The organism is Nonomuraea sp. NPDC050691 (assembly GCF_040654455.1).
In the GTDB taxonomy this organism is placed as follows: domain Bacteria; phylum Actinomycetota; class Actinomycetes; order Streptosporangiales; family Streptosporangiaceae; genus Nonomuraea.
The window spans coordinates 1-21,524 of record NZ_JBFAIA010000040.1 but is presented as its reverse complement, the minus strand read 5'-3'; the positions used below and the strand labels follow the sequence as shown (position 1 = coordinate 21,524).

The window sequence follows — 21,524 nt, the reverse complement described above, 5'->3', positions numbered from 1 at the left end:
CCAGCTCCGCCCCTAGGTCTGCTACGTCTGGACGAGCCTACCGGTCACGGTGCTGCTGGGCGGAACGAAGAACCCGCAGATGCCCGCGGCGGCCGACCTCGACACCCTGGCCGACCGGCTCGCCGCCGCCGGGGGTGGGCCGGGCGGCCTCGCGCACGGCGTTGGCCAGCGCCTCCAGGTCGTCGGAGCTGGGCGAGGCGCCGTCCGTCGGCAGGCGCACCACCTCCCAGCCACGGGGAGCGGTCAGCCGCTCGGCGTGTTCGGCGCACAGGTCGTAGCAGTGTGGCTCCGCGTACGTCGCCAGGGGGCCGAGAACAGCGGTCGAGTCGGCGTATACGTACGTGAGCGTGAAGACGGCAGGCTGGCTGCAAGCGGTGCGGGAACAGCGGCGGACGGGGCTCACGGAGGGACCGTATCCGGTAAGGGGGCGGGGCGCCACTATCTGAGCGCTCTTAACGAGCGTGTCGCCACAATTCGGACAGCGTTCGCAGCGTTCGGACAGCTGTCGCAGCGTTTCCACCCACATGCACCGATGGCCGCCGTCCTCGGCGCCGGGGCCGGGCCCCCTTAGACTTGCCGTGTGACACATGAGCGGCGTCCGAGACGGCGTGATCGGCACGGTCGCGGTCTGCGTGGTCCGCTGGCGCCCTCCCACGTGCCCATCGCGCGCTCGCGCAGCGAGCGGTTCGACGACCTGGTGCTCGACGCGGTCGACCGCCTGCGCCCGCAGTGGGGCAAGCAGCTCTCGGCGGTGGAGTTCGCGGTGGAGGACGTGCCTCCGCTGAGCGAACTGGGCGACGGGCCCGCCACGGGCGCCGACCCCGTGCCGTTCGGCCGGGCCGAGGTGGCCAAGGGCGCCGACCCGGCGTCGATCGTGCTCTACCGCCGCCCGCTGGAGGCGCGCGCCCGCGACCGCGAGACGCTCGGGGCGCTCGTCCACGACACGGTCGTGGAGCAGGTCGCCACGCTGCTCGGCCTGTCGCCGGAGACCGTCGATCCCGGCTACGACGACCGCCGCTGACCGGCCCGCCCCTTCCGAGAACGGGCTTCACGCATGAGAAAGGGCCACGCGGTGCTCCGCGTGACCCTTTCGGCAGATATCTCTAAACGGCCTGGCGCTTGATCCTTCTGCGCTCCCGCTCGGACAGCCCACCCCAGATGCCGAACCGCTCATCGTGCTCAAGCGCATATTCCAGACACTCAGCACGTACTTCGCAGGATCGGCAGACCTTCTTGGCCTCTCGGGTGGAGCCGCCTTTTTCCGGGAAGAACGCCTCAGGATCAGTCTGCGCGCACAGTGCGCGCTCCTGCCATCCGAGTTCTTCAGCGTCAAGCTGATCCTGTGCGATGACCAGATCGGTCACTGCACACCTCCCTGCCGCCCGCCCGCAATGGAGCCCCCCATGAACGCCTCCCTTATTACCCACCCACGGGAAGGCGTAACAACATGGTTGTAATTACACGCGTGTGCTGTACGTGACGTCAAGCGGCATGCCGGTATCCGGGGAAAGGCCAGCTCTCGCCCCGGTGTGCATGGCATGTGATGTTCGCACCTGACCCATCGCCACGTGATCCATGGCGTTGGCCTGGCGTGTTCAACGCTGTCAGCGGTCGGAACCGTACCAGGGCGGTATAGAGCCCCGGCCCGTGGCCCACCTACTCTCTAGCCGTGCTTTGCCGGTTCGTTACCTGCGTGGCTCGTTGGGGGTATATATGGCTGTGGGGTCGATCGGGTCGTCGCCGTCGCGCGACCGGTCGGCACCGCCCGTTCCGTAGGGCTGCTGCGGCTGCTGGTCGAGCCGGACCGTCGACTCGGGGTTGCCCTGCGGCCAGCCCTGCGAGGGCGGCTGCTGCTGGTAGGGCTGCGGCTCGTAGTGCGACGGCTGCGGCTCGTACCCCTGCCCGGCGGGCTGCTGGGCGTGCTGGCCGTAGCCCTGCTGCTGCGGGGCCGCTCCGGTCTGCTGCTGGGGGTTCCCGTACAGCGCGTCGTACGGCCCGGGCTGCTGCTGCGGGCTCGCGTATCCGGGGTGCTGACCCGTGGCCTGGCCCGAGTGCTGGCCAGAGTGTTGATACGTCTCGGCCTGCTGGTAGGCGTCGAGGAGTTGCTGCGAGCGCGGGTCGACGGGCGGGTCCGGCTCCTGGTAGGCGGACTGGGCGTACTCGTGGCCGGAGTAGCCGGTGAACGGCTGGCCGCCCTGCGCGTCGTAGGCGGGGCGCGGCTCCTGGCCGGCCGGGGGGTACGGCACGCTCGGGGAGGTCTCGCCGGAGGCGTAGACGGGGTCGGCCGGGCTGTTGAAGGCGTTCGGCTGCTGAGCCGGCGGCTGGTACGCGGCCCCGGGGTCGTGGGACGGGGTGTAGGGCGCCGCGGGCTGGACGCCGCTGGGGGGCTGCGGCGTGTACGGCGTGTACGGGGCGCCGCCCTGGGGGTCCGTGGCGTAGGGGTTCGCCTGGGAGTCGGGCGCCGGGGCGTAGACGTCGGGCTGGGAGTGGGTGGGGGTGTAGCCTCCGGGCCGCGCGTCGGCCGGGGTGTAGCCGCCGCCCGGCTGGGAGTCGGCCGGGGTGTACGGGGTCAGCGGGGTGTCCAGCGTCGGGTAGGTGCCGGGACCCGGGTCGGCCGCGGAGTAGACGTTCGGCGAGGAGTCCAGGGAGTCGAGGGAGGAGTACGCGCTCGACTGGCCGTAGGCGCCGGGGTGGCTGTCGGCGGGGACGTACGGCGCGGGCTGGTACTCGGTCTGCTGGTGGTCGCTCTGCTGCTGGTAGCCGCCGCCGGGCGCGGTGTCGGCCGGGGTGTAGTCGGCCGTGGTGTACGAGGGCTGGGCCGGGGCGGGGCGGGCGTAGCTCTGCTGGCCGGACTGCGGGGGGAACGCCTGGGTGGGGCTGGTCTGGCCGAAGCCCTCGGGCTCCGCGGGCCTGCCGTACGGGTCCTGCTGCGGGCTCTGCCCGGCGGGGGCGCCGTGCTGGCCGGTCTGCGCGGCCTGTCCGTAGGCGGGCTGCTGGTCGGACTGGCCGTAACCCGGCTGGTGGTCCGGCTGTCCGCCGAACGGCTGCTGCTGATGGTCCGGCCGGCTTCCGAACGGCTGCTGGTCGGGCGTGGCGAAGCCAGGGTGGGGCTGGCCGTATCCGGGCTGCTGGTGGGCGTCGGGCTGGCCGAAGGGCGCGCCGGGCTGCCCGAACGGCTGCTGGTCACCCTGCGCGTACGCGGGCTGCTGCTGCTCGCCCTGTCCGTAGGCCGGCTGCTGGTCGCCCTGCCCGAAAGCGTTTCCAGGGTCGCCCTGCCCGAAGGGGTGCCCGGGGTCGGCCTGGCCGAACGAGGCGCCGGGGTCGGCCTGGCCGTAGGCGGGCTGCTGGTCCGGCTGGGCGAAGCCCTGGTCGGGGTGGCCCTGTCGGCGGGAGTCGGAGTCGGCCGTGCTGTCGCCCGGGGCGGCGGGGAGCGCGGCGCGGGGCTGGGGGGCGGGCTGCTGCGGGCTCTGCGGCTGCTGGTAGGGGTCCTGCGGGCCGTGGGGGCCGTCGTCGGGCCGGCCGAAGCCGTGCTGCTGCCCGTACGGGGGCTGCCCGCCGTACGGGCCGGGCCGGCCCTGCGGGTCGGGGACGTATCCGGGGCCGAACGCGTCGGCGCCGCTGCCGTGGACCGGGTTGCCGTACGGCGTCGCCCCGAAGCCGGGATGCGGGCCCTGGCCGGCGGAGTTCGCGGCCATGGCCTGCGGCAGCAGGTAGGCGAGGGCGATGGCCGTCAGGCCGAGCAGCGGCACGCCGGAGAGCAGGAACTCCACCGTGAGGCGGGCGCCGCCGCCGGAGAGGAGCCCGAGCAGCAGCGCGAGCGCGCCGAACAGCGCCGCGAGGCCGAGTGCGCCGGTCGCGCCGAGGATGATCGGCCGTGCCTTGGACGACGGCGGCCCGAACCGGGTGACGAACAGGACGGAGCCGAGGAGCAGGGCCACGGTGACGGGGCTGGTGAGGCTGGAGAAGTTCGAGAAGGCGCGGTCCATCAGGGACGAGCCGCCGCCGTACGGGGTCGTCGTGCCGATCAGCACCCGGCCGACGGACAGCAGGACGTCGATCGCGCCCGCGGCCAGCATCAGCCAGGCGGCCGGCTCCCTCAGCCGCGCTGCGTCAAGTTTGTTCACGACTACTCCCATCGGACCCTTTAGCCCGAAGGGAGTTTGCCACATCACCGCCATGGGCGGCGGGTAACACACCAACCACTTATCCCCCAAAAGCCCCACATCGCCCGCTATGCCGCGTTTTTCGGAGAGTTGCGGATCGGCAACACCGAGGCCGTCTCGGGTGTGTCGGAGGCCGGTGGAAGACTGGTCGGCATGCACATCGTGTCCCTCGCCGGCGGCATCGGCGGCGCCCGTTTCCTGCGCGGACTGCGCGAGACCGCGCCCGACGCCCGGATCACCGTGATCGGCAACACCGGTGACGACATCACCCTCTTCGGCCTGCGGGTCTGCCCCGACCTCGACACGGTCATGTACACCCTCGGCGGCGGCATCAACGAGGAGCAGGGCTGGGGCCGGACCAAGGAGACCCACGTCGTCAAGGAGGAGCTGGCCGCCTACGGCGTCGAACCGCAGTGGTTCGGCCTCGGCGACCGCGACTTCGCCACCCACATCGTCCGCTCCCAGATGCTGGAGGCCGGCTTCCCGCTCTCACAGATCACGCGGGCGCTGTGCGCACGCTGGCAGCCGGGCGTGGAGCTGCTGCCGATGAGCGACGACCGCTGCGAGACGCACGTCGTCATCACCGACGAGCGCGGCCGGCGCGCCGTCCACTTCCAGGAGTGGTGGGTACGGCTGCGCGCCTCGGTGCCCGCCGAGTCGATCGCGCTGGTCGGCGTGGACAGCGCCAAGCCCGCCCCCGGCGTGCTGGACGCCATCGAGGAGGCCGACGTGGTGATCCTGCCGCCGTCCAACCCGGTGGTCAGCATCGGCACGATCCTCCAGGTGCCCGGCATCCGCGAGGCGCTGCTGCCCAAGACGGTCGTGGGCGTCTCCCCCATCATCGGCGGCGCCCCGGTGCGCGGCATGGCCGACGCCTGCCTCACGGCGATCGGCGTCGAGACGTCGGCGCAGGCGGTGCTCGACCTGTACGGCGCGGAGCTCGTCGACGGCTGGCTGGTGGCGCCCGAGGACGCGGACGTCCGGCTGGACGGCGTGCGCGTCGTCGCCCGACCCATCCTCATGCGCGACCCCGGCACCGGCGCCGACGTGGCGGCCGACATCGCCCGCGGCGCGCTCGACCTGGCCCTGGAGCTGGCCCGATGACCGCCGGGCCGATCGAGGTCATCCCCGTCGCCGGCCTCGGCGAGGTCCGGCCGGGCGACGACCTGGCGCTCCTCCTGTCCGGCGCGGACCTGCGCGACGGCGACATCGTCGTCATCACCTCCAAGATCGTCAGCAAGGCCGAGGGGCGGGTGCGCCGGGCCCCCGACCGCACGGCCGCCATCGAGGAGGAGACGGCCCGGGTCGTCGCCAGGCGCGGCGACACCGTGATCTCCCAGACCCGCCACGGGTTCGTGATGGCCGCGGCCGGCGTCGACGCCTCCAACACCGAGCCGGGCACCGTCCTGCTCCTGCCGGAGGACGCCGACGCCTCCGCCCGCCGCGTCCGGGCCGGGCTCGGGGCCCGGGTCGGCGTGATCGTCTCCGACACGTTCGGCCGGCCTTGGCGCAACGGCCTGACCGACCTGGCCGTCGGCGCCGCCGGCGTCGTCCCGCTGGAGGACTTCCGCGGCGGCGCCGACACCCACGGCAACCCGCTGAACGCCACGGTCACCGCGCTCGCCGACGAGATCGCCTCGGCCGCCGAGCTGGTCAAGGGCAAGCTGGCGGGCGTGCCGGTCGCGATCGTGCGCGGACTCGGGCACCTCGTCACGGACGACGACGGGCCCGGCGTGCGCCCGCTGATCCGGCCGGCCGACGACGACCTGTTCCGGTACGGGTCGCGGGACGTGGTGTTCGCCCGCCGGACGATCCGCGCGTTCTCGGACGAGCCGGTGGACCCGGCCGCGGTGCGGCGGGCCGTCGCCGCGGGCATCGCCGCGCCGGCGCCGCACCACACGACGCCGTGGCGGTTCGTGCTGGTGGAGTCGGCCGCGACGCGGCTGAAGCTGGTCGACGCGATGCGCGAGGCGTGGATCGCGGACCTGCGCGGCGACGGCTTCACCGAGGAGTCGATCGCCAAGCGGGTCAGGCGGGGAGACGTGCTGCGCAACGCGCCGTACCTCGTGGTGCCTTGCCTGGTGATGGAGGGCTCCCACACCTACCGCGACGACCGGCGCAACGCCTCGGAGCGGGAGATGTTCGTGGTGGCGATGGGCGCCGGGGTGGAGAACCTCCTCATCCAGCTCGCGGTCGAGGGGCTGGGGTCGGCGTGGGTGTCGTCCACGATGTTCTGCCGTCCGGTCGTGCGCGAGGTGCTGGACCTGCCGGAGACGTGGGACCCGATGGGCTGCGTCGCCGTGGGCCACGCCGCCGAACCACCCCGTGACCGGGCCCCGCGCGACCCGGCGGACTTCGTCGTCACCCGTTGACGGCCTGACAGGGCATGTCAGGGGGCATTTACCGTTAGGAAAGTTTCCTTTACATTTGGGGCAACCCCCCAGGTAAAGGAGCACTTCAATGCGAAGGACGCTCACGTTAGTCACCGTGGCGGTGATCACGATCGCCGCCACGGTGTTCGTGGCCGAGCCCGCCATGGCCCACGGGTACGTCGACTCGCCGCCGAGCCGCCAGGCGTTCTGCGCCCGCGGCCAGGTGGCGGGCTGCGGCGACATCATCTACGAGCCGCAGAGCGTCGAGGGCCCGAAGGGGCTGCGCACCTGCCACGCCGGCGTCGCCCGGTTCGCGCAGCTCAGCGACGAGAGCAAGCCGTGGCCCGCGACCTCGGTCGGCACCAGTGTGACGTTCACCTGGACGTTCACCGCCCGGCACGCCACCAGCTCCTACGAGTACTACATCGGCGGCACCAAGGTGGCCTCGTTCAGCGGCAACGGCCAGCAGCCACCCGCGACGGTCTCCCACACGGTGAACCTCTCGGGCTGGTCCGGCAGGCAGAAGGTCCTGGCGATCTGGAACATCTCCGACACCGCCAACGCCTTCTACTCCTGCGTCGACCTCCAGATCGGCGGCGGTGGCGGCAACCCGACGCCCACCCCCACGCCGACCGTCACGCCCACCCCCACACCGACGCCCACCTCCAACCCCGGCGGCACGTGGAAGGCGGGCACCGCCTACGCCGTGGGCGCGGTGGTGACCTACGGCGGCGCGTCCTACCGGTGCGTCCAGGCGCACACCGCGATCGCCGGCTGGGAGCCGCCCAACGTCCCCGCGCTGTGGCAGCGCGTCTGATCCACCCGTCCCTCCCATGGCCAGGCGCCGCCCCGCGCACCCGGGGCGGCGCCTCCCTGTATCCGGCTCAGGGGGTCTGCTTGCAGGTGGGGTGGCACAGGCGGCGGGCCAGCGCGGCGAGGAAGACGTCGATGATCTCTCCCGGCTCCCGCGCCACGTGCAGCGACCCGTTCGTCGCGGCCGTGATCCGGCCGAGGCTGTCGCGGTCCGCGCCCGCGCCGAACGCGATGACGACGATCTGCACGGGCCGGTCCGGCCGCCACTCGTCCTGGAGCTTGTCCACCAGTTCCTGGAGCGTCGTGCCCCGCCCGTCGTCCTTCCCGGAGGTGATCACGAGGAGCGTGTTGTTCATCTCCTCGCGGTACTCCCGGGTCACCTCGCGGAACCCGGCGAGGATCCCGTCGTAGAGCGAGCTGTCGCGGTCGGGATGCGCGGTGATCGTGCTGGTCAGCTCGTCGAGCACGCTGCGCCGGATCACCTGTCCGCTGTCGGGCTTCGTGATCGGCCCGAGCGAGACGCGCTCCTGGTAGCCCTTGGCCCCGCCCAGCCCCTCGGCGAACTCCCACATGCCCATGTGCGTCGAGTCGGGGAACAGCCGCAGCCCGATCTTGGCGGCCTGGAGGGCGATGCCGACCCGGGTGGTGTCCTTGACCCGCTCGGCCATGTGCTTGGAGGTGTCGGCCAGCACGAGGATGTTGGTCGGCGGGGCGAGCCTGCTCCACGCCTGCAGCGCGTCGTCGATGTCCTCCGGCGACACCGACGGCCGCGTCATCGGCGTCTCGGCCGGCACCTGCGGACCGGGCGAGACGGGCCCGCGCACGCCGTCGCCGGACCAGAACCCGGCCCGCCGCACGAGGTCCTGGGCCTCCTCGCCGCGCAGCCAGTCGGCGAAGACCTTCGACGCCTCGGCCACGTCCGGATCGGTCGCGGTCACCACGTACGGGTAGTCGAGGATGATCGTGCCCTCGCGCGGGCGCAGCGCGACGACCGGGTCGGCCGACGACGCCCGCCGGTTGTGCTCCCACACCGACTGCTCGGGCACGATGACGACCGGCCGCTTCCAGAACGCGCGGTCGTCCACGGCGGCCATCATCGTGCGGTAGTCGGGGGCGGAGCCGGCCTGCGCCCAGCGCACGAACGCCGTGAGCGCCTTGTCCGCCTCCGGCCCGGTGCCCACCACGTCCCGGGCCGCCGCCACGGTGGCGATGCCCGCGCCGACCAGCGACGGGTCGGGCACGCGTACGACGTCCGGCTCCTGCTCGGTCGGCAGCAGCCGCCCGCGCACGGTCGCGGGGAAGACCATCCGCCAGTTCATCTGGGTGCCGCCGACGGAGAAGGTCCGCGCGAGCGAGGACCGGGTGGCGAAGACCAGCGGCGAGGTCGCCACCACGCTCTCCCCCGCGGGCAGCCCGCTCGCGCCCTGCTTGCGGGCCAGCCGGATCCAGGCCGAGGAGTCGGCGATCCAGCCGTCCGGCCGCTGGCGCAGCACGCCGGCCCGGTCGCCGATCAGCGTGCGCAGCACGGTGGCCGGCGGCTGCTCGGTGACCTGGACGAGCACGCACCGGCCACCCGAGGCGGTCTTCGTCTCGTTGAACCGGGAGGCCGCCTCCATCGCCGCGGGAGCCACGTCCACCGCCGCGGCGACGTTGACCAGAACAGGCTCTCGTGTGGCGCAGAGCGCCCCGCCGCCGCCCAGGAGCACCACGAGCGTGCCCGCGACGAGGACCACGGCGGTGACCCCCGCCAGCAACCCTCGCCGGAGTGCCTTCCTCCGCCGCAGCTCAGTGCTTAACGCGGCGCGGTGTCGACCCAACCGCACGGTGAACCTCTCTCCAGGGGAGTGACGATTCTCCCAGCGCCTCCGGGGCGAGACGCAAGTGCAATCTAGAACATGTTATATCTCCGCCACAGGCAAGACCCGGCGCACACTCGTGCAGACACCGTCACTCGCGAGCGAGGCGGCCAGGCGCTCCTCCCCCGGCACGCCGTACTCGGTGGTCCGCTGCCGGACCGGCCGCCCGGTCGCGCCCGCCATCGCGCGCAGCTCGCTGATCGTCTTGTACGAGCCGTTCTCCGAGCCGGCCATGCGGCTGATCGTCTCCTCCATGAGGGTGCCGCCGAGGTCGTTGACGCCCCCGTCGAGCACCTCGCGGCACAGGTCGTCGCCGAGCTTGACCCACGAGCACTGGATGTTGGAGATGGCGCCGTGCAGCAGGATCCTGGCCAGCGCGTGGACGGCGCGGTTCTCCCGCGCGGTGGGGCCCGGCCGGGCGATGCCCGCGAGGTAGATGGGCGCGCTGGTGTGGACGAACGGCAGCAGCACGAACTCCGAGAAGCCGCCGGTCTCCTCCTGGAGCCGCCTGATCAGCTTGATGTGCCGGACCCAGTGCCGGTGGGTGTCCACGTGGCCGTACATCATCGTGGACGTCGTCGGGATGCCCACGCGGTGGGCCGTGGTGATGACCTCGATCCACTCGGCGGTGGGCAGCTTGCCCTTGGTGAGCACCCAGCGGACGTCGTCGTCGAGAATCTCCGCGGCGGTGCCCGGCAAGGAGTCGACCCCGGCCTCCTTGGCGGCGTGCAGCCACTCCTCGATCGACAGGTCGGCCCGGCTGGCGCCGTTGACGACCTCCATCGGGGAGAACGCGTGGACGTGCATGTCCGGCGTGCGCTCCTTGACCGCCCTGGCCAGGTCGAAGTACGCGGTGCCGGGCATGTCGGGGTGGATGCCGCCCTGCATGCACACCTCGGTGGCGCCCGCGAGCCACGCCTCCTCCGCCCGGTCGGCGACCTGGGCGAGGCTCAGGGTGAACGCGTCGGCGTCGGTGCGGCGCTGGGCGAACGCGCAGAACCGGCAGCCGGTGTAGCAGACGTTGGTGAAGTTGATGTTCCGGTTGACCACGTACGTGACGTCGTCGCCCACGGTCCGGCGGCGCAGGTCGTCGGCGATGGCGGCCAGCTCGTCGAGGGCCTCGCCGTCGGCCGACAGCAGCGCCACGGCCTCGTCCTCGCTGAGGCCGGCCGGGTCCCGCTCGGCCTGGCGCAGCGCCTGCCGGACGTCGGACGGGGTGCCGGCGCCGGATCCCGCCCCGGCCGTCGCCGCCGGCCCGGTCGCGGCGGCCGGGTCGAGGCGGTCGCGCAGGGCCTCCCAGTCGCCGTAGACGTGGTCGAAGTCGTCGCGCCGGTCGTGGGTGCGGCCCGTGGTGTCCACCTCGACGTGCAGGTCCACCCGGCCCGACGAGGCGAAACCGCCGTCCGGCTCCTGCCACGGCAGCCCGCGCGGCGTCACGTCCTCGCGGGCCAGACCGGTCTCCGGGTCCGCCAGCGCCTGGACGTGGGCGAACAGCCGGGGGTCCAGCCACGGCTCCCCCGCCAGCACGTACTCCGGGTAGATGGTCAGCCGCTCGCGCAGGCGGAACCCGGCGTCGGCCGTGCGGGCCGCGAGCGCGTCGATCTGCGGCCACGGCCGCTCCGGGTTGACGTGGTCCGGGGTCAGCGGCGACACGCCGCCCCAGTCGTCGATGCCGGCCCGGATCATCAGCTCGTACTCGGCGTCGACGAGGTTCGGCGGGGCCTGGAGGCGCATGCGCGGGCCCAGCACCAGCCGGGCGACCGCGATCGTGGCGGCCAGTTCCTCCAGGTCGGCGTCGGGCAGGCCGCGCATCGCCGTGTCCGGCTTGGCGCGGAAGTTCTGCACGATCACCTCCTGCACGCCGCCGTACTCGCGGGCCACCCTCCGGATCGCGAAGATCGACTCGGCCCGGTCCTCGATCGTCTCACCGATGCCGATGAGGATGCCCGTGGTGAACGGGACGTTGGAGCGCCCGGCGTCCTCCAGCACGCGCAGCCGCACGGCGGGGTCCTTGTCGGGCGAGCCGTAGTGCGGCTGCCCCTTCTCCTCGAACAGCCGCCGCGAGGTGGTCTCCAGCATCATGCCCATCGACGGGGCCACCGGCTTGAGCCGCTGGAGGTCGCGCCAGCCGAGCACCCCGGGGTTGAGGTGCGGGAGCAGCCCGGTCTCCTCCAGGACCCGCACCGCCATGGCCCGCACGTACGACAGCGTGTCGTCGTAGCCGTGGGCGTCCAGCCACTCGCGCGCCTGCCGCCAGCGGTCCTCGGGGCGGTCGCCCAGCGTGAACAGCGCCTCCTTGCAGCCCATCGCCGCGCCCTGCCGGGCGATCTCCAGGACCTCGTCGGGCCCGAGGAACGCCGCGGGCAGCCTGTGCGGCGCTGTCGCGAACGTGCAGTAACCGCATTTGTCACGACACAGCCTGGTCAGCGGGATGAACACCTTGCGGCTGTAGGTGATCACGCCTTCCCTGCCCACCGCCGCGAGCCCGGCGTCCCGTACCCGGGAGGCGTGCTCCAGCAGTGTGTCGAGGTGCTCGCCGCGGGCGTGCAGCAGCACGGCGGCCTCGGTGACGTCGAGGGACTTGCCGTCACGGGCGCGGGCGAGCGCGCGGCGCAGCGCGCTGTCACTGACCAGACTCATACGAGGCACACTACGAGCCCTGAGTTCACGCCCCGCACCCAGGCCCCCGAGAGCAGGCGCGTCGAGACGGACACCTCGGGAGGGGACGTCCGCGAAAAACGGCTCGGGAGGGGCGTCTCGGGAGGGGGCGTCTCGCGAGGGGGCGTCTCGGGAGGGGTCAGAAGGAGCGGTAGTCGCGGGCGGGCATCCTGGGGCCGCGCGCGGGCGGGCGCAGGCCCGTGAGCATGACGAGGACGGAAGCCCGGTGCCGGTGCCCGGCGTACGGCTCCAGCAGCCGCAGCATGCCCGGGTCGTCGGTCTTCTCGCCCGTCAGCGCGTAGCCGACGAGCTTGGCCAGGTGGAAGTCGCCCACGCTCAGCGCGTCGGGGTCGCCGAGGGCGCGCTGACGCACCTCGGCCGACGTCCACACGCCGATGCCGGGCAGCGCCCGCAGCAGCCGGTCGAGCTCCTCGCTGGTGGCGGCGGCCTCCAGCTTGGCGGCGTGCCAGGCGGCCGTCGCGATGGTCCGGGCGCGCACGGCCTCGGCGCCCGCGCGGTGCCAGTGCCACGACGGGATCTGCCGCCACACCTCGGGCTCGGGCACCACCCGCATGCCCTCGGGCGCGGGGCCCGGCGCGGGCTCGCCGTAGCGGTGCAGCAGCCACCGCCAGGCCCGCCACGCCTCGCGGCCGACGACCTTCTGCTCCAGCACGGCCGGCACCAGGGCCTCCATGACCCGGCCGGTGCGCCCGATGCGCAGCCCGGCGTGCCTGCGGGCGGCCTCGGCCAGCACCTCGTGCCGCACCGCGAACCCGGACAGGTCGTCGTCGGCCCCGAGCCAGGCGGGGAGCATCTCCAGCAGCCACGCCGCCCCCGGGCCCCACGCCCGGCCGAGCACGCCGCCGCCGTGGACGCCCACCCGCAGGGTGCCGGGCCCGTCGGGGGTCCTGGAGGTGCGCCACACGGCGCCGTCGGGGGTCTGCCGCCAGGTGGGATCGCCCGAGCCGCGCCGGTGCGGGGCCAGCGCCAGCCCCACCTCCAGCGGCCCACCGGGCTCCCACCTGCGCTCCCTCACCCGTCCAGTGTGCCGCCTCGCCGCCCCCGCCGGGGACGCCGAGGGGTGCCGGCCGCCGGTCAAGGTGTCACACCTGGTGGTGGTGCCGCGCACATGGGTGGACACCTGCGTGAGGGTGTGCCCCTCAGCGTCCTCGGTGGGGGCGTGCCCCCTTCGGTGAGGGGACGCCCCCACAGGGACACTCCGCCCCTCGGTGAGAGGACGACCTGGAGACGGTGCGACCGTCGGCAGGGCCTGCCCCCTCGGTCAAGGGGGCGACTCCACAGGCGGTGCGACCCCTCCGGGAGGGTGTGCCCTCCTCGGTGAGGAGGCGACCCCGCCGGACGGTCCGCCCTCGCTGAGGGGGCGACCCCAGGGACAGTGCGTCCCCGCGAGAGGGTGCGCTCCTTCGTGGGCCGGGGAGGGGGACGGACGCGGCGGGTGTCAGACGTCGGTGGAGTAGCGGACGGCCCGTTCGGGGAGCTCGACGTTGGGCCACACGCGCGCGCCGTGCTGGAGCTCGTTGCCGGCGCCCACCACGGCCCCGTCGCCGATGACGGCGTCGCGCACCACCGCGCCCGAGCACACCCGCGCCCCCCGCCCGACGGCCGAGTCGACCACCGTCGCGCCGGAGTGCACCACGCACCCGTCGCTCAGCACGCTGCCCGACACCACGGCCCCGGCCTCGACGACCGTGCCGGCGCCGACGGCCGAGCCGCCGTTGACCTTGGCCTCCGGCGAGACCCGCGCGCCGTCGAGCGCGAGGTACTCGCCGGGCGGGCCCGGCAGCGCGGGCGAGGCCAGGCGGCCGAGCACGAGGTCGCGCGAGCCCTTCACGAACGCGGCCGGGGTGCCGACGTCGAGCCAGTAGGTGCGGTCGGCGTAGCCGAGGACCAGCTCGCCCGACTCGATGAGGCCGGGGAACGTCTCGCGCTCGACCGAGACGACCTCGCCGCGCGGGATGCGGTCGATGACCGAGCGGGTGAAGACGTAGCAGCCCGCGTTGATGCGGTTGGTGACGGGGTTGGGGGTCTTCTCCAGGAACGCGGTGACCCGGCCCTCGTCGTCGGTGGGGACGCAGCCGAACCGGGTCGGATCGTCCACCTCCGTCAAATGGAGCGTTACAGAGGCGCCCCTGGAGGTGTGGGCGCGCACCTGGTCGCCGATGTCGTGGCCGGACAGGATGTCGCCGTTGAGCACCAGCACGGGATCGGAGGGGCCGCAGGTCAGCGCCTCGGCCGCGTTGCGGATGGCGCCGCCCGTGCCGAGCGGCGTCTCCTCGGTCATGTACTCCAGGGAGAGTCCGAACGCTGAGCCGTCGCCGAAGGCGGGCTCGAACATCGACGCCTTGTAGGAGGTCGCGAAGACGATCCGGCGCACTCCGAAGGAGCGGGCGCGGGCGAGCTGGTGCGCCAGGAACGGCACTCCAGCGGTCGGCAGCAACGGCTTCGGCGTGCCGAGTGTCAGCGGACGCAGGCGCGTGCCCTGGCCGCCGACCAGGAGGATCGCCTCGAGGCCTGGCAAAGAGCTCTCCATCACTCCGCGAGGTTACCGAACTATTCGACCGCGCGTTGATAGGAGGCGAGATGCGCTTCGGCGGAAGCCCGCCACGTGAACTCACGGGCCCGCGCGAGCCCCGCCTCCTGGAGCGCCAGGCGGCGCTCGGGCGAGGCGAGCAGCCGGCCGAGCGCCATTGCGATGCTGTCGGCGTCGGGTTCGGTGTAGGCGACGGCGTCGCCGCCCACCTCCGGCAGCGAGGCGCGGTGCGTGGTGAGGACCGGCGCGCCGCACGCCATGGCCTCCAGGACCGGCAGTCCGAACCCCTCGCCGCGTGACGGGAACGCCACCACGAGCGCGCCGCCGAGGAACCCCGCGAGGTCCGGCATGTGCAGGAACCCGGGGCGCACCACCTTCACCGTGGCCTCGACCTCCCGGCAGGCCGCGTCGACGTCGTCCTCGTGGACGCCGCCGCCGAGCACGAGCGCGGGCGGTTCCTCGAGGTTCTTGACGGCGGAGGCGAAGCCGCGGATGAGGTTGGGCACGTTCTTGCGGGGTTCGAGCGCGCCGAGGAAGGCGACGTACGGCTGGCCGTGCAGGCCGCACCGCTCGGCCGCCCGGCGGCGCTCCTGCTCGCTCGGCGGGTGGAACAGCGCCTGGTCGACGCCGTGGTAGGCGACGTCGATGCGGGTGGGGTCGGCGGCCAGCACGCGCACCAGCTCGTCACGCGTCGCCTTGGACGGCACGATGACGCGGGTGGCGTGGCGCACGGCGGTGCGGGTGGCCGAGCGGAAGAACGCCGCCTTGCTGGGGCTGTGGTGCTCGGGCTCGGTGAACCAGGTGACGTCGTGCACCGTCACGACCGTGGGCAGCCCGGCCCGCAGCGGGATCGAGTAGTAGGGCGCGTGGATGACCTCGGCCCCGGCCTGGTGGGCGAGCAGCGGCAGGCCGGTCTGCTCCCAGGTGAGCCGGGCGGCGCGGTTGGTGAGCGAGACGGGGCCGGGCCGGACGTCGGCCGAGGGCGCGAGACGGCGGTAGCGTCCGGCGTCGGGTCGCTGGCAGACCACCACGAGGTCGGTCCCGGCGGCGTCGAGCCCCGCCACCAGCCCGTCCACGTAACGGATCAGGGCGCCGCGGTCCGCGGGGACGGCCGCCGCGTCGACGAGCACTCGAGGCATTACGAAGATCTTCTCCCCTCAAGATCATCGTGGGAGCCCTGGCGTCCCCCTCTGGGTTCAGCTTATGACCAGCCTCCCCCAAATCGGGGCTCAAATCACACGCCGCCGCGTCGTGCGGCGAGTCCCGCCAAACCCGCGCAGATGAGGTCGCCGATCACGATGATCACCCGGGAGCAGAGGGCCACCGCGATGGCCGATCCCCGGTCCAGCATCGGGGACAGCACGGCCACCATGGCGACCTCGCGCACCCCCGCCCCGGCGGGCACGACGAAGGTCAGAATGCCGAGGCACCACGTCAGCGCGAACGCGCCGACGGCGAACACGAGGTCCGCCCGCGGGATGAGGAAGTACAGGTGGACGCCGTAGCACGCCCAGCCGGCCACGGCCCAGCCGAGCGCGGTGAGCATGCCCCGGCGGGTGAGCGGCCGTTCCAGCGGCTCCCGCCTGAGCTTGCGCAGCCCGAAACCGATCAGGCCGTTGACGACCTTCGGCTCCAGCAGCACCAGCAGCACCGGCACGAGCAGCAGCAGCCAGCCGAAGCGGTCCCAGCCGAGCGTCACCGCGGTGACGAGCAGGCCGGTGGCGAGCTGGATCGGCATCATGAGGAAGAACGCGGTGGCGCTGCGCGTCCGCGGCACGCCGAGGTCGCGGCCCATCTCCATCTGGGCGAGCACCGGCCAGACCGCGCCCGGGATGTACTTGCCGAGCTGGCCGACGAAGAAGACCTTGGCCGCCGGCCGGAACGGCAGCGGCGAGCCGAGGTCGGCCAGCAGGGTGCGCCAGGTGAGCATGGCCCCGAGCAGCGCGGCCACCACCCCGGCCAGCGAGCCGGCGAGCATCGGCGGGCTCAGGGCGGCGAGGCCGGCCACGACGCCGTCCCACTGCGAGGCCACGGCCCAGCCGCCGAAGCCGAGCGCGATCAGCAGGAACCCGAAGCGGACGACCTTCCGGGCGACCGGCCGCCGCCCGGCGCCGACGTCGGTGCTCACAGCGGCTGCGGGGGTTGCGGGAGCACGGCGCCCGCCGGGTGGCGCGGCGTCTTGGTGGCCACCCACAGGTACGTGGGCACGAGGGGCAGCGTCATCCGCAGCAGCGCGCGGGGCGCGCGGGCGAGCACGGCCTGCGCCACGCGGCCCAGCGCGCCCGGGAACAGCTCGGAGCCGGCGAAGCGGGTCGGGGTGGCGAGCACCGGGAGCGTGTAGTCCCACACGTGGAAGGCGCGCAGCATGCGGCGCAGCCCCCGCCGGGTGCGGAAGCGCTCGTAGTAGTGGTCGGCCCGGCCGGAGGCGCGCACGTAGCGGTCGGCCAGGGCGGGCGGCAGGTAGGACAGGAACGGCAGCTTGTAGTGGGGCTCCATGATGCCGAGCCGGTTGCCGAGGCCCAGGTAGAGCACGCCCTTGTCGGACAGCACCCGGTGCATCTCGGCGACCACCGCGTCGGGGTCGACCACGTGCTCGTAGATGTGGTTGAACACCAGGACGTCGATCGAGCCGTCGGGGAACGGCAGCGCCGTGCCGTCGCCGCAGACGAACGCCACCCTCTCGCCGAACCGGTCGGCCGCCCTGCGCAGCCCCGGCACGTCGATGTCGACGCCCAGCGTGTGGCCCGCGCCGGCCCCGGCCAGCTCGTCGGCGATGAAGCCGGCCGAGCAGCCCACGTCGCCCACGACCAGCCCGTCGAGCGGGCCCTGGAAGTGCTCCAGCACCGCGATGATCTTCGCGGCCTTGCGCCTGCGCTTGGCCTCGTCGAGCATCGCCGACTGGAACTCGGAGTACTCGAGCTGCGCGACCCGTTCCTTTCCCACGACGCCCAACAGTACCCGCGCCCGGGCCGCCGATCGCCCGCCTGGACGGGACGGGCGGGCCGGGACGCCCGCCCGCACGCCCGCCGGGGGTCCGTCCGCCGGCCCCCGTGCCCCCTATCCGCCCGCGCTGATCACGCGTACCCTTGGCGGATGCTCCGCCGCCTGCTGCGTGTCGTCCTCGCGCTGGTCGCGCTCGGTTTCCTCGGCTACGGACTGGCCCGCAACTGGGACGAGACCACCTCGGCCGTGGCGCGGCTGTCGCCCTGGGCGGTGCCGGGGGCGTTCGCCGCGGTGCTGGCCGGCCAGTTCTGCATGCTGCTCGCCTGGCGGCGGGTGCTGGCCGGGCTCGGCTCGCCGCTGTCGCTTCGGGTCACGGGCCGCATCATGTTCGTGGGTCAGCTCGGCAAGTACATCCCGGGCTCGGTCTGGGCGTACGCGGCGATGATGGAGCTGGGCCGCGACCACGGCAGCCCGCCGCGCCGGACGTTCGCCTGCATCTCACTGTCGCTGGTGATCAACCTCGGGGTGGCGCTGTCGATCGCCGCCGCCACGCTCGCGACCCAGCAGGCCGTGCGCCAGGCGTGGTACCTCCTGCTGCTGGTGCCGGTGATCGCCGTGTGCCTGCACCCCAAGGTGCTCACCTGGGGCCTCAACCTGGCCCTGCGCCTGGCCCGCAAGGAGCCGCTGGAGCGGGCGCTGCCCGGCCGCGTGGTCGCGGCGGCCGTGGGCTGGACCGCGCTCGGCTGGCTCATCTACGGCCTGCACACCTCGCTGCTCGTGGGCCGCTGGGACATGTACCTGATCGCCACCGGGGCCTACGCGTTCGCCTGGGCGACGGGGCTGCTCACGTTCTTCGTGCCCGCCGGGGTCGGGGTGCGGGAGGGCGCGCTGGTGCTGGTGTTCACGCCGGTCGTGGGCACCGGGGCCGCCCTGGCCGCGGCCGTGGTCTCGCGGCTGGTGTTCACGCTCGCCGACGTGGCCGCCGCGGGTGTCGCGTTCCTGGTGGGACGCGAGAAGGGCGGCTCTCAGAGCGCGAGCAGCGCCGAGGTGTACGCCGACCAGAACGGCTCGGGATCGACCGCCTTGACGCCCGACCGCAACCTCTCCGGCTCGCCGGAGGCGTAGAAGCGCTCGATCGCCGCGCGCAGCGCCCCCGCGTCGCCCGGCTCGACCAGCAGCCCGTCCACCCCGTCGGTGACGTGGTCGGCCAGGGCACCGACCCGGGTAGCGATCACCGGCACGCCGTGCTCGTGGCCGAGCCAGACGTTCTGGCTCGCGGTCGCGCTGCGGTAGGGCAGCACCAGCGCGTCGGCCCGGGCGAACAGCTCCGGCACGTCCCCGGCCGCCACGTAGCCGGGCCGCAGCTCGACCCGGTCGGCGATGCCCAGCTGGCTGACCAGCGCCTTGGTCTCGTCCAGCCCGCCCCAGAACTCCCCGGCCACGGTCAGCGACACGCCCTCGGGCAGCGCGCGCAGCAGCAGGTCGAGCCCCTTGTACGGCCGGACGATGCCGAAGAACAGCAGCCGCCGGTGCACGGTCGTGGACCGTTCGGCGTGGGTGGAGGGCAGGTGCGGCGGCAGCCCGGCCACGCCGACGGGCGCGGCGGTCAGCGACCTGGCCAGCTCGGCCTGCTGCTCGGAATGGGTGAGCACGCCGTCCACCCGCCGCAGCAGGGCCCGCATCAGCGGCCGGTCGTACGGCTTGCGCTCGTGGGGCAGCACGTTGTGGCACAGCGCGACGGCGCGGGCCCGGCGGCCCAGGCCGTACAGGATGCCGAGGTAGGCGGGCACCTGCACCGGGCTCAGCACGGCGAGGACGACCAGGTCGGCGGAGCGCAGCCGGCGGCCGGCGGCCACCCACCCGTCGGGGCGGCGCCAGTCGAGGCGGCGCTCGGTCCTGGGGTACGGCCGGCCCTCGGGCGCGGAGATCGTCTGTTGGCCGGGGTAGAGGAACGACGGGTACTGGGCGCGCCAGGACTCGATGACCACGTCGTGGCCCAGCGCGGACAGCCGGTGCGCCAGCTCGGTGGTGTGCTGGGCGCCGCCGCCCTTGTACGGGTACGTGGGTCCGACGATCGCGACGCGCACGCTTACTCGCCCCGCGACCGCACGATCAGGTCGGCGAGCAGCGCGACCGAGCCGATCAGCAGTCCGGACAGGAAGATCATCACGGTGTTGGCCGGGAAGTAGAAGGGGTGCTGGACCATGTCCCAGATCCCCTTGACCACGCCGATCGCCACCAGCCAGAGCGCCGGCGGCATGAGCACCTTGAGCGGGTTGAAGTACATGATCATCCGCAGCACCTGGAGGATGTAGCGGTAGGCGTCGGAGACGAAGCTGAACTTGGACTTGCCGGCCCGCTTGGCGTACTCGATCGGCAGGTAGTGGACGTCGTGCTGGTTCATCAGGAACGACAGCGTGATCGTGGTGACGCAGGAGAACCCGGGGGGCAGCAGCCGCAGGTAGGGCCGGGCCACCGACTTGCGGAAGGCCCGCAGCCCCGAGTTGAGGTCGGGGATCTTCTGGCTGGCGAGCATCTCGGCCACCTTGCGGATCACCCACTTGGCCGGCACGCGCAGCAGCTTGTGGGAGCCCTCCTCGGTGGTGCGCGCGCCGACGACCTGGTCGACCGTGGCGTCCTTCTCCAGGATCTGGACCAGCTCGGGGATGCGCTCGTTGGGGTAGGTCATGTCGGCGTCGGTCCAGACGACGATCTCGCCGCGCGCCTCCTGGGTGCCGATGCGGCGCACGGTGCCCGAGCCACCGTTGCGGTGGAAGGCCCGGATCCTCAGGTGCGGGAAGCGGGGCGCGGCCTCCTCCAGCCGGGCCAGGGTGCCGTCGGTGGAGCAGTCGTCGACCGCGACCAGCTCGTAGGTGTAGCCGCTCGAGTCCATCGCCCGTGTGATGCGCTCGACCTCGTCGATGACGTGGTCCTGCTCGTTGTAGCAGGGCAGGACGATCGTGACGTAGGGCGCTTCATCCACGGTGGTTCCACTCTGGCCGATCTCGGGCGTGCTCACGTGCGTCGAGGGTACTCTGCCCAGCCGCGCCCCGGGCCCACATCGGGCCGCGCGCCGCCGCTGCTCGACGCGCGGGGTGGCTACGGTGGAGCGGGGCGCCGGGTCAGGCGACGGCCATCCAGACGTTGATCCGCAGCGTCCACGTGCCGTCGGGCGGGCCCGTCAGCGAGCGCTCGTCCTGGCGCGTCTCCAGGCCCATGACCTGCGTCGGCGTGCCGTACCGCGCGACCTGCTCCTTGTCGGCGGCGAGCACGACCGGCACGCGCCCGGCCGCCCTGATCCGCGAGGTGAGCCGCCGCACCTCGTCGCCGGGCGCGGTGTCGCCCACCGTGCGGAGGGCCCTCGCCGTCGGCACTCCGCAGGAGCCGCGCATGACCTGGGTGAGCCGGTCGCCGGTGACGCGCTCGACGATCAGCGCCGACGCGTTCGCCGGGAACTGCGCGCACATGGCGGCCACGGCGGCCGCCTCGCCGCGCTCGACGGGCGTGAACGCCGTGCCGATGGACGTCACGACCGGCGGGACGAGCAGCAGCGCGACGCCGGCGGCGGCGACCCGGCGCGGGGCGCGCGGGCCGTACCGGAGCCACCAGGGCCGCTCGCGCAGCCACCGCAGGCCCCACACCGCGAGCACGATCAGGCCGGGGATCACCACGGGCACCAGGCGGCGCGACGCCCACGGATGGTCGGGGGTGATCTCGGGGCGCAGCAGCGTGGAGACCGTGGTCCAGCCGATCACCGCGAGCGGCAGCAGCCAGGGGAACGGCCGGCCGTCACGCAGCAGCCGGCGCACCAGGACGGCCGCGGCCAGCGTCGCCAGCACCACGGCGGGCACGCCCACGTACCAGAAGACCCAGCGCAGCGACTGCTCGAAGTAGAGGTGCCCGCCGTCCGGCGGCAGGCCGTTGGCGCGCTGCGTCTCCTCGATGAACCGCTCGGTCAGCCGGTCCGCCTCGGTCACGGGCACGCGCCGCACGGTCTGGAACCACGGCCGCGCCGCCAGCCCCGCCATCACCAGGACGGTCAGCGCGGCCCCGGCCGCCGGCAGCCACCGCGGGCGCGGCACCGCCGGAGTGCCGGGCCTGGTCGACGAAGTGGCCGATCAGGTGGTCGGCCACCTCGCCGAGCTGTTCACCGAGCACGACGGCGTCG

Annotated in this window: 19 protein-coding genes; 6 read left to right on the top strand and 13 right to left on the bottom strand. The window is 73.5% G+C overall.

The annotated features are described in order from the left end of the window. Positions 1-37 precede the first annotated feature (37 nt). A complete protein-coding gene (locus tag AB0H81_RS17540) occupies positions 38-403 on the bottom strand; it encodes a DUF3499 domain-containing protein (protein ID WP_175587591.1) in 366 nt (121 codons plus the stop codon). A gap of 252 nt (positions 404-655) precedes the next feature. Here AB0H81_RS17540 and AB0H81_RS17535 point away from each other — a divergent pair, with 252 nt between their 5' ends. Next, positions 656-1,021 (top strand): metallopeptidase family protein, encoded by a 366-nt coding sequence (locus tag AB0H81_RS17535; protein WP_358375465.1) that lies wholly within the window; start codon positions 656-658, stop codon positions 1,019-1,021. An 82-nt stretch (positions 1,022-1,103) separates the two neighbouring features. Here the strand turns inward: AB0H81_RS17535 and AB0H81_RS17530 are convergent, their stop codons facing one another. Then, the gene (locus AB0H81_RS17530; RefSeq protein ID WP_049564653.1) at positions 1,104-1,364 is read right to left on the bottom strand and encodes a WhiB family transcriptional regulator; all 261 of its coding nucleotides are present in this window, start codon (positions 1,362-1,364) and stop codon (positions 1,104-1,106) included. A gap of 321 nt (positions 1,365-1,685) precedes the next feature. After that, the gene (locus tag AB0H81_RS17525; RefSeq protein WP_358375463.1) at positions 1,686-4,124 is read right to left on the bottom strand and encodes a hypothetical protein; all 2,439 of its coding nucleotides are present in this window, start codon (positions 4,122-4,124) and stop codon (positions 1,686-1,688) included. 192 nt (positions 4,125-4,316) lie between these two features. On the opposite strand from AB0H81_RS17525, the gene cofD reads away from it, so the two are divergent. The 3 genes from cofD (at position 4,317) to AB0H81_RS17510 (ending at position 7,352) form a co-directional block, all read left to right on the top strand. Then, the gene (gene cofD / locus AB0H81_RS17520) at positions 4,317-5,267 is read left to right on the top strand and encodes a 2-phospho-L-lactate transferase (RefSeq protein WP_358375514.1); all 951 of its coding nucleotides are present in this window, start codon (positions 4,317-4,319) and stop codon (positions 5,265-5,267) included. Further along, positions 5,264-6,535, top strand: coding sequence for a coenzyme F420-0:L-glutamate ligase (locus AB0H81_RS17515; RefSeq protein ID WP_358375461.1), 1,272 nt, complete (start codon positions 5,264-5,266; stop codon positions 6,533-6,535). Before cofD ends, AB0H81_RS17515 begins: the two co-directional genes overlap by 4 nt. An 88-nt stretch (positions 6,536-6,623) precedes the next feature. Beyond that, on the top strand, positions 6,624-7,352 hold the full coding sequence (locus tag AB0H81_RS17510; RefSeq protein ID WP_358375460.1) for a lytic polysaccharide monooxygenase: 729 nt from the start codon (positions 6,624-6,626) through the stop codon (positions 7,350-7,352). Positions 7,353-7,419: 67 nt separating this feature from the next. On the opposite strand, the gene AB0H81_RS17505 is transcribed toward AB0H81_RS17510, so the two are convergent. The 7 genes from AB0H81_RS17505 to AB0H81_RS17475 form a co-directional block, all read right to left on the bottom strand. Continuing rightward, complete coding sequence (locus AB0H81_RS17505) at positions 7,420-9,102, bottom strand: substrate-binding and VWA domain-containing protein (protein ID WP_358375458.1); 1,683 nt, start codon at positions 9,100-9,102, stop codon at positions 7,420-7,422. 144 nt (positions 9,103-9,246) lie between these two features. Further along, the gene (locus AB0H81_RS17500; protein ID WP_358375456.1) at positions 9,247-11,844 is read right to left on the bottom strand and encodes a bifunctional FO biosynthesis protein CofGH; all 2,598 of its coding nucleotides are present in this window, start codon (positions 11,842-11,844) and stop codon (positions 9,247-9,249) included. 157 nt (positions 11,845-12,001) lie between these two features. Beyond that, a complete protein-coding gene (locus AB0H81_RS17495; RefSeq protein WP_358375454.1) occupies positions 12,002-12,898 on the bottom strand; it encodes a DNA-3-methyladenine glycosylase 2 family protein in 897 nt (298 codons plus the stop codon). Between the two features lie 423 nt (positions 12,899-13,321). Continuing rightward, a complete protein-coding gene (locus AB0H81_RS17490) occupies positions 13,322-14,413 on the bottom strand; it encodes an NDP-sugar synthase (protein ID WP_358375452.1) in 1,092 nt (363 codons plus the stop codon). A 20-nt stretch (positions 14,414-14,433) separates the two neighbouring features. Next, positions 14,434-15,552: a glycosyltransferase family 1 protein gene (locus AB0H81_RS17485; RefSeq protein WP_358375451.1), complete on the bottom strand. Its 1,119-nt coding sequence runs from the start codon at positions 15,550-15,552 to the stop codon at positions 14,434-14,436. 95 nt (positions 15,553-15,647) lie between these two features. After that, positions 15,648-16,541 carry a lysylphosphatidylglycerol synthase transmembrane domain-containing protein gene (locus tag AB0H81_RS17480; RefSeq protein ID WP_358375449.1) on the bottom strand — a complete coding sequence of 298 codons (894 nt, stop codon included), beginning with the start codon at positions 16,539-16,541 and terminating at the stop codon, positions 15,648-15,650. Beyond that, positions 16,538-17,356, bottom strand: coding sequence for a class I SAM-dependent methyltransferase (locus AB0H81_RS17475; protein ID WP_358375448.1), 819 nt, complete (start codon positions 17,354-17,356; stop codon positions 16,538-16,540). Before AB0H81_RS17475 ends, AB0H81_RS17480 begins: the two co-directional genes overlap by 4 nt. Before the next feature lie 150 nt (positions 17,357-17,506). On the opposite strand from AB0H81_RS17475, the gene AB0H81_RS17470 reads away from it, so the two are divergent. Continuing rightward, positions 17,507-18,481 (top strand): lysylphosphatidylglycerol synthase transmembrane domain-containing protein, encoded by a 975-nt coding sequence (locus AB0H81_RS17470; RefSeq protein WP_358375446.1) that lies wholly within the window; start codon positions 17,507-17,509, stop codon positions 18,479-18,481. On the opposite strand, the gene AB0H81_RS17465 is transcribed toward AB0H81_RS17470, so the two are convergent. The 3 genes from AB0H81_RS17465 to AB0H81_RS17455 all read right to left on the bottom strand — a co-directional run bounded on the left by AB0H81_RS17465 (position 18,382) and on the right by AB0H81_RS17455 (position 21,339). Then, on the bottom strand, positions 18,382-19,443 hold the full coding sequence (locus tag AB0H81_RS17465) for a glycosyltransferase family 4 protein (protein ID WP_358375444.1): 1,062 nt from the start codon (positions 19,441-19,443) through the stop codon (positions 18,382-18,384). The genes AB0H81_RS17470 and AB0H81_RS17465 overlap by 100 nt on opposite strands. Before the next feature lie 2 nt (positions 19,444-19,445). After that, entirely contained in the window at positions 19,446-20,375 is a 930-nt protein-coding gene (locus tag AB0H81_RS17460; protein WP_358375442.1) for a glycosyltransferase family 2 protein, read from the bottom strand. A 103-nt stretch (positions 20,376-20,478) separates the two neighbouring features. Next, entirely contained in the window at positions 20,479-21,339 is an 861-nt protein-coding gene (locus AB0H81_RS17455) for a hypothetical protein (RefSeq protein WP_358375440.1), read from the bottom strand. Between AB0H81_RS17455 and AB0H81_RS17450 the strand changes: the two genes are divergently transcribed. Beyond that, positions 21,299-21,524: hypothetical protein (locus tag AB0H81_RS17450; protein WP_358375438.1), on the top strand; the 226-nt coding region annotated here is incomplete at its 3' end. The two genes, AB0H81_RS17455 and AB0H81_RS17450, sit on opposite strands and share 41 nt — an antisense overlap.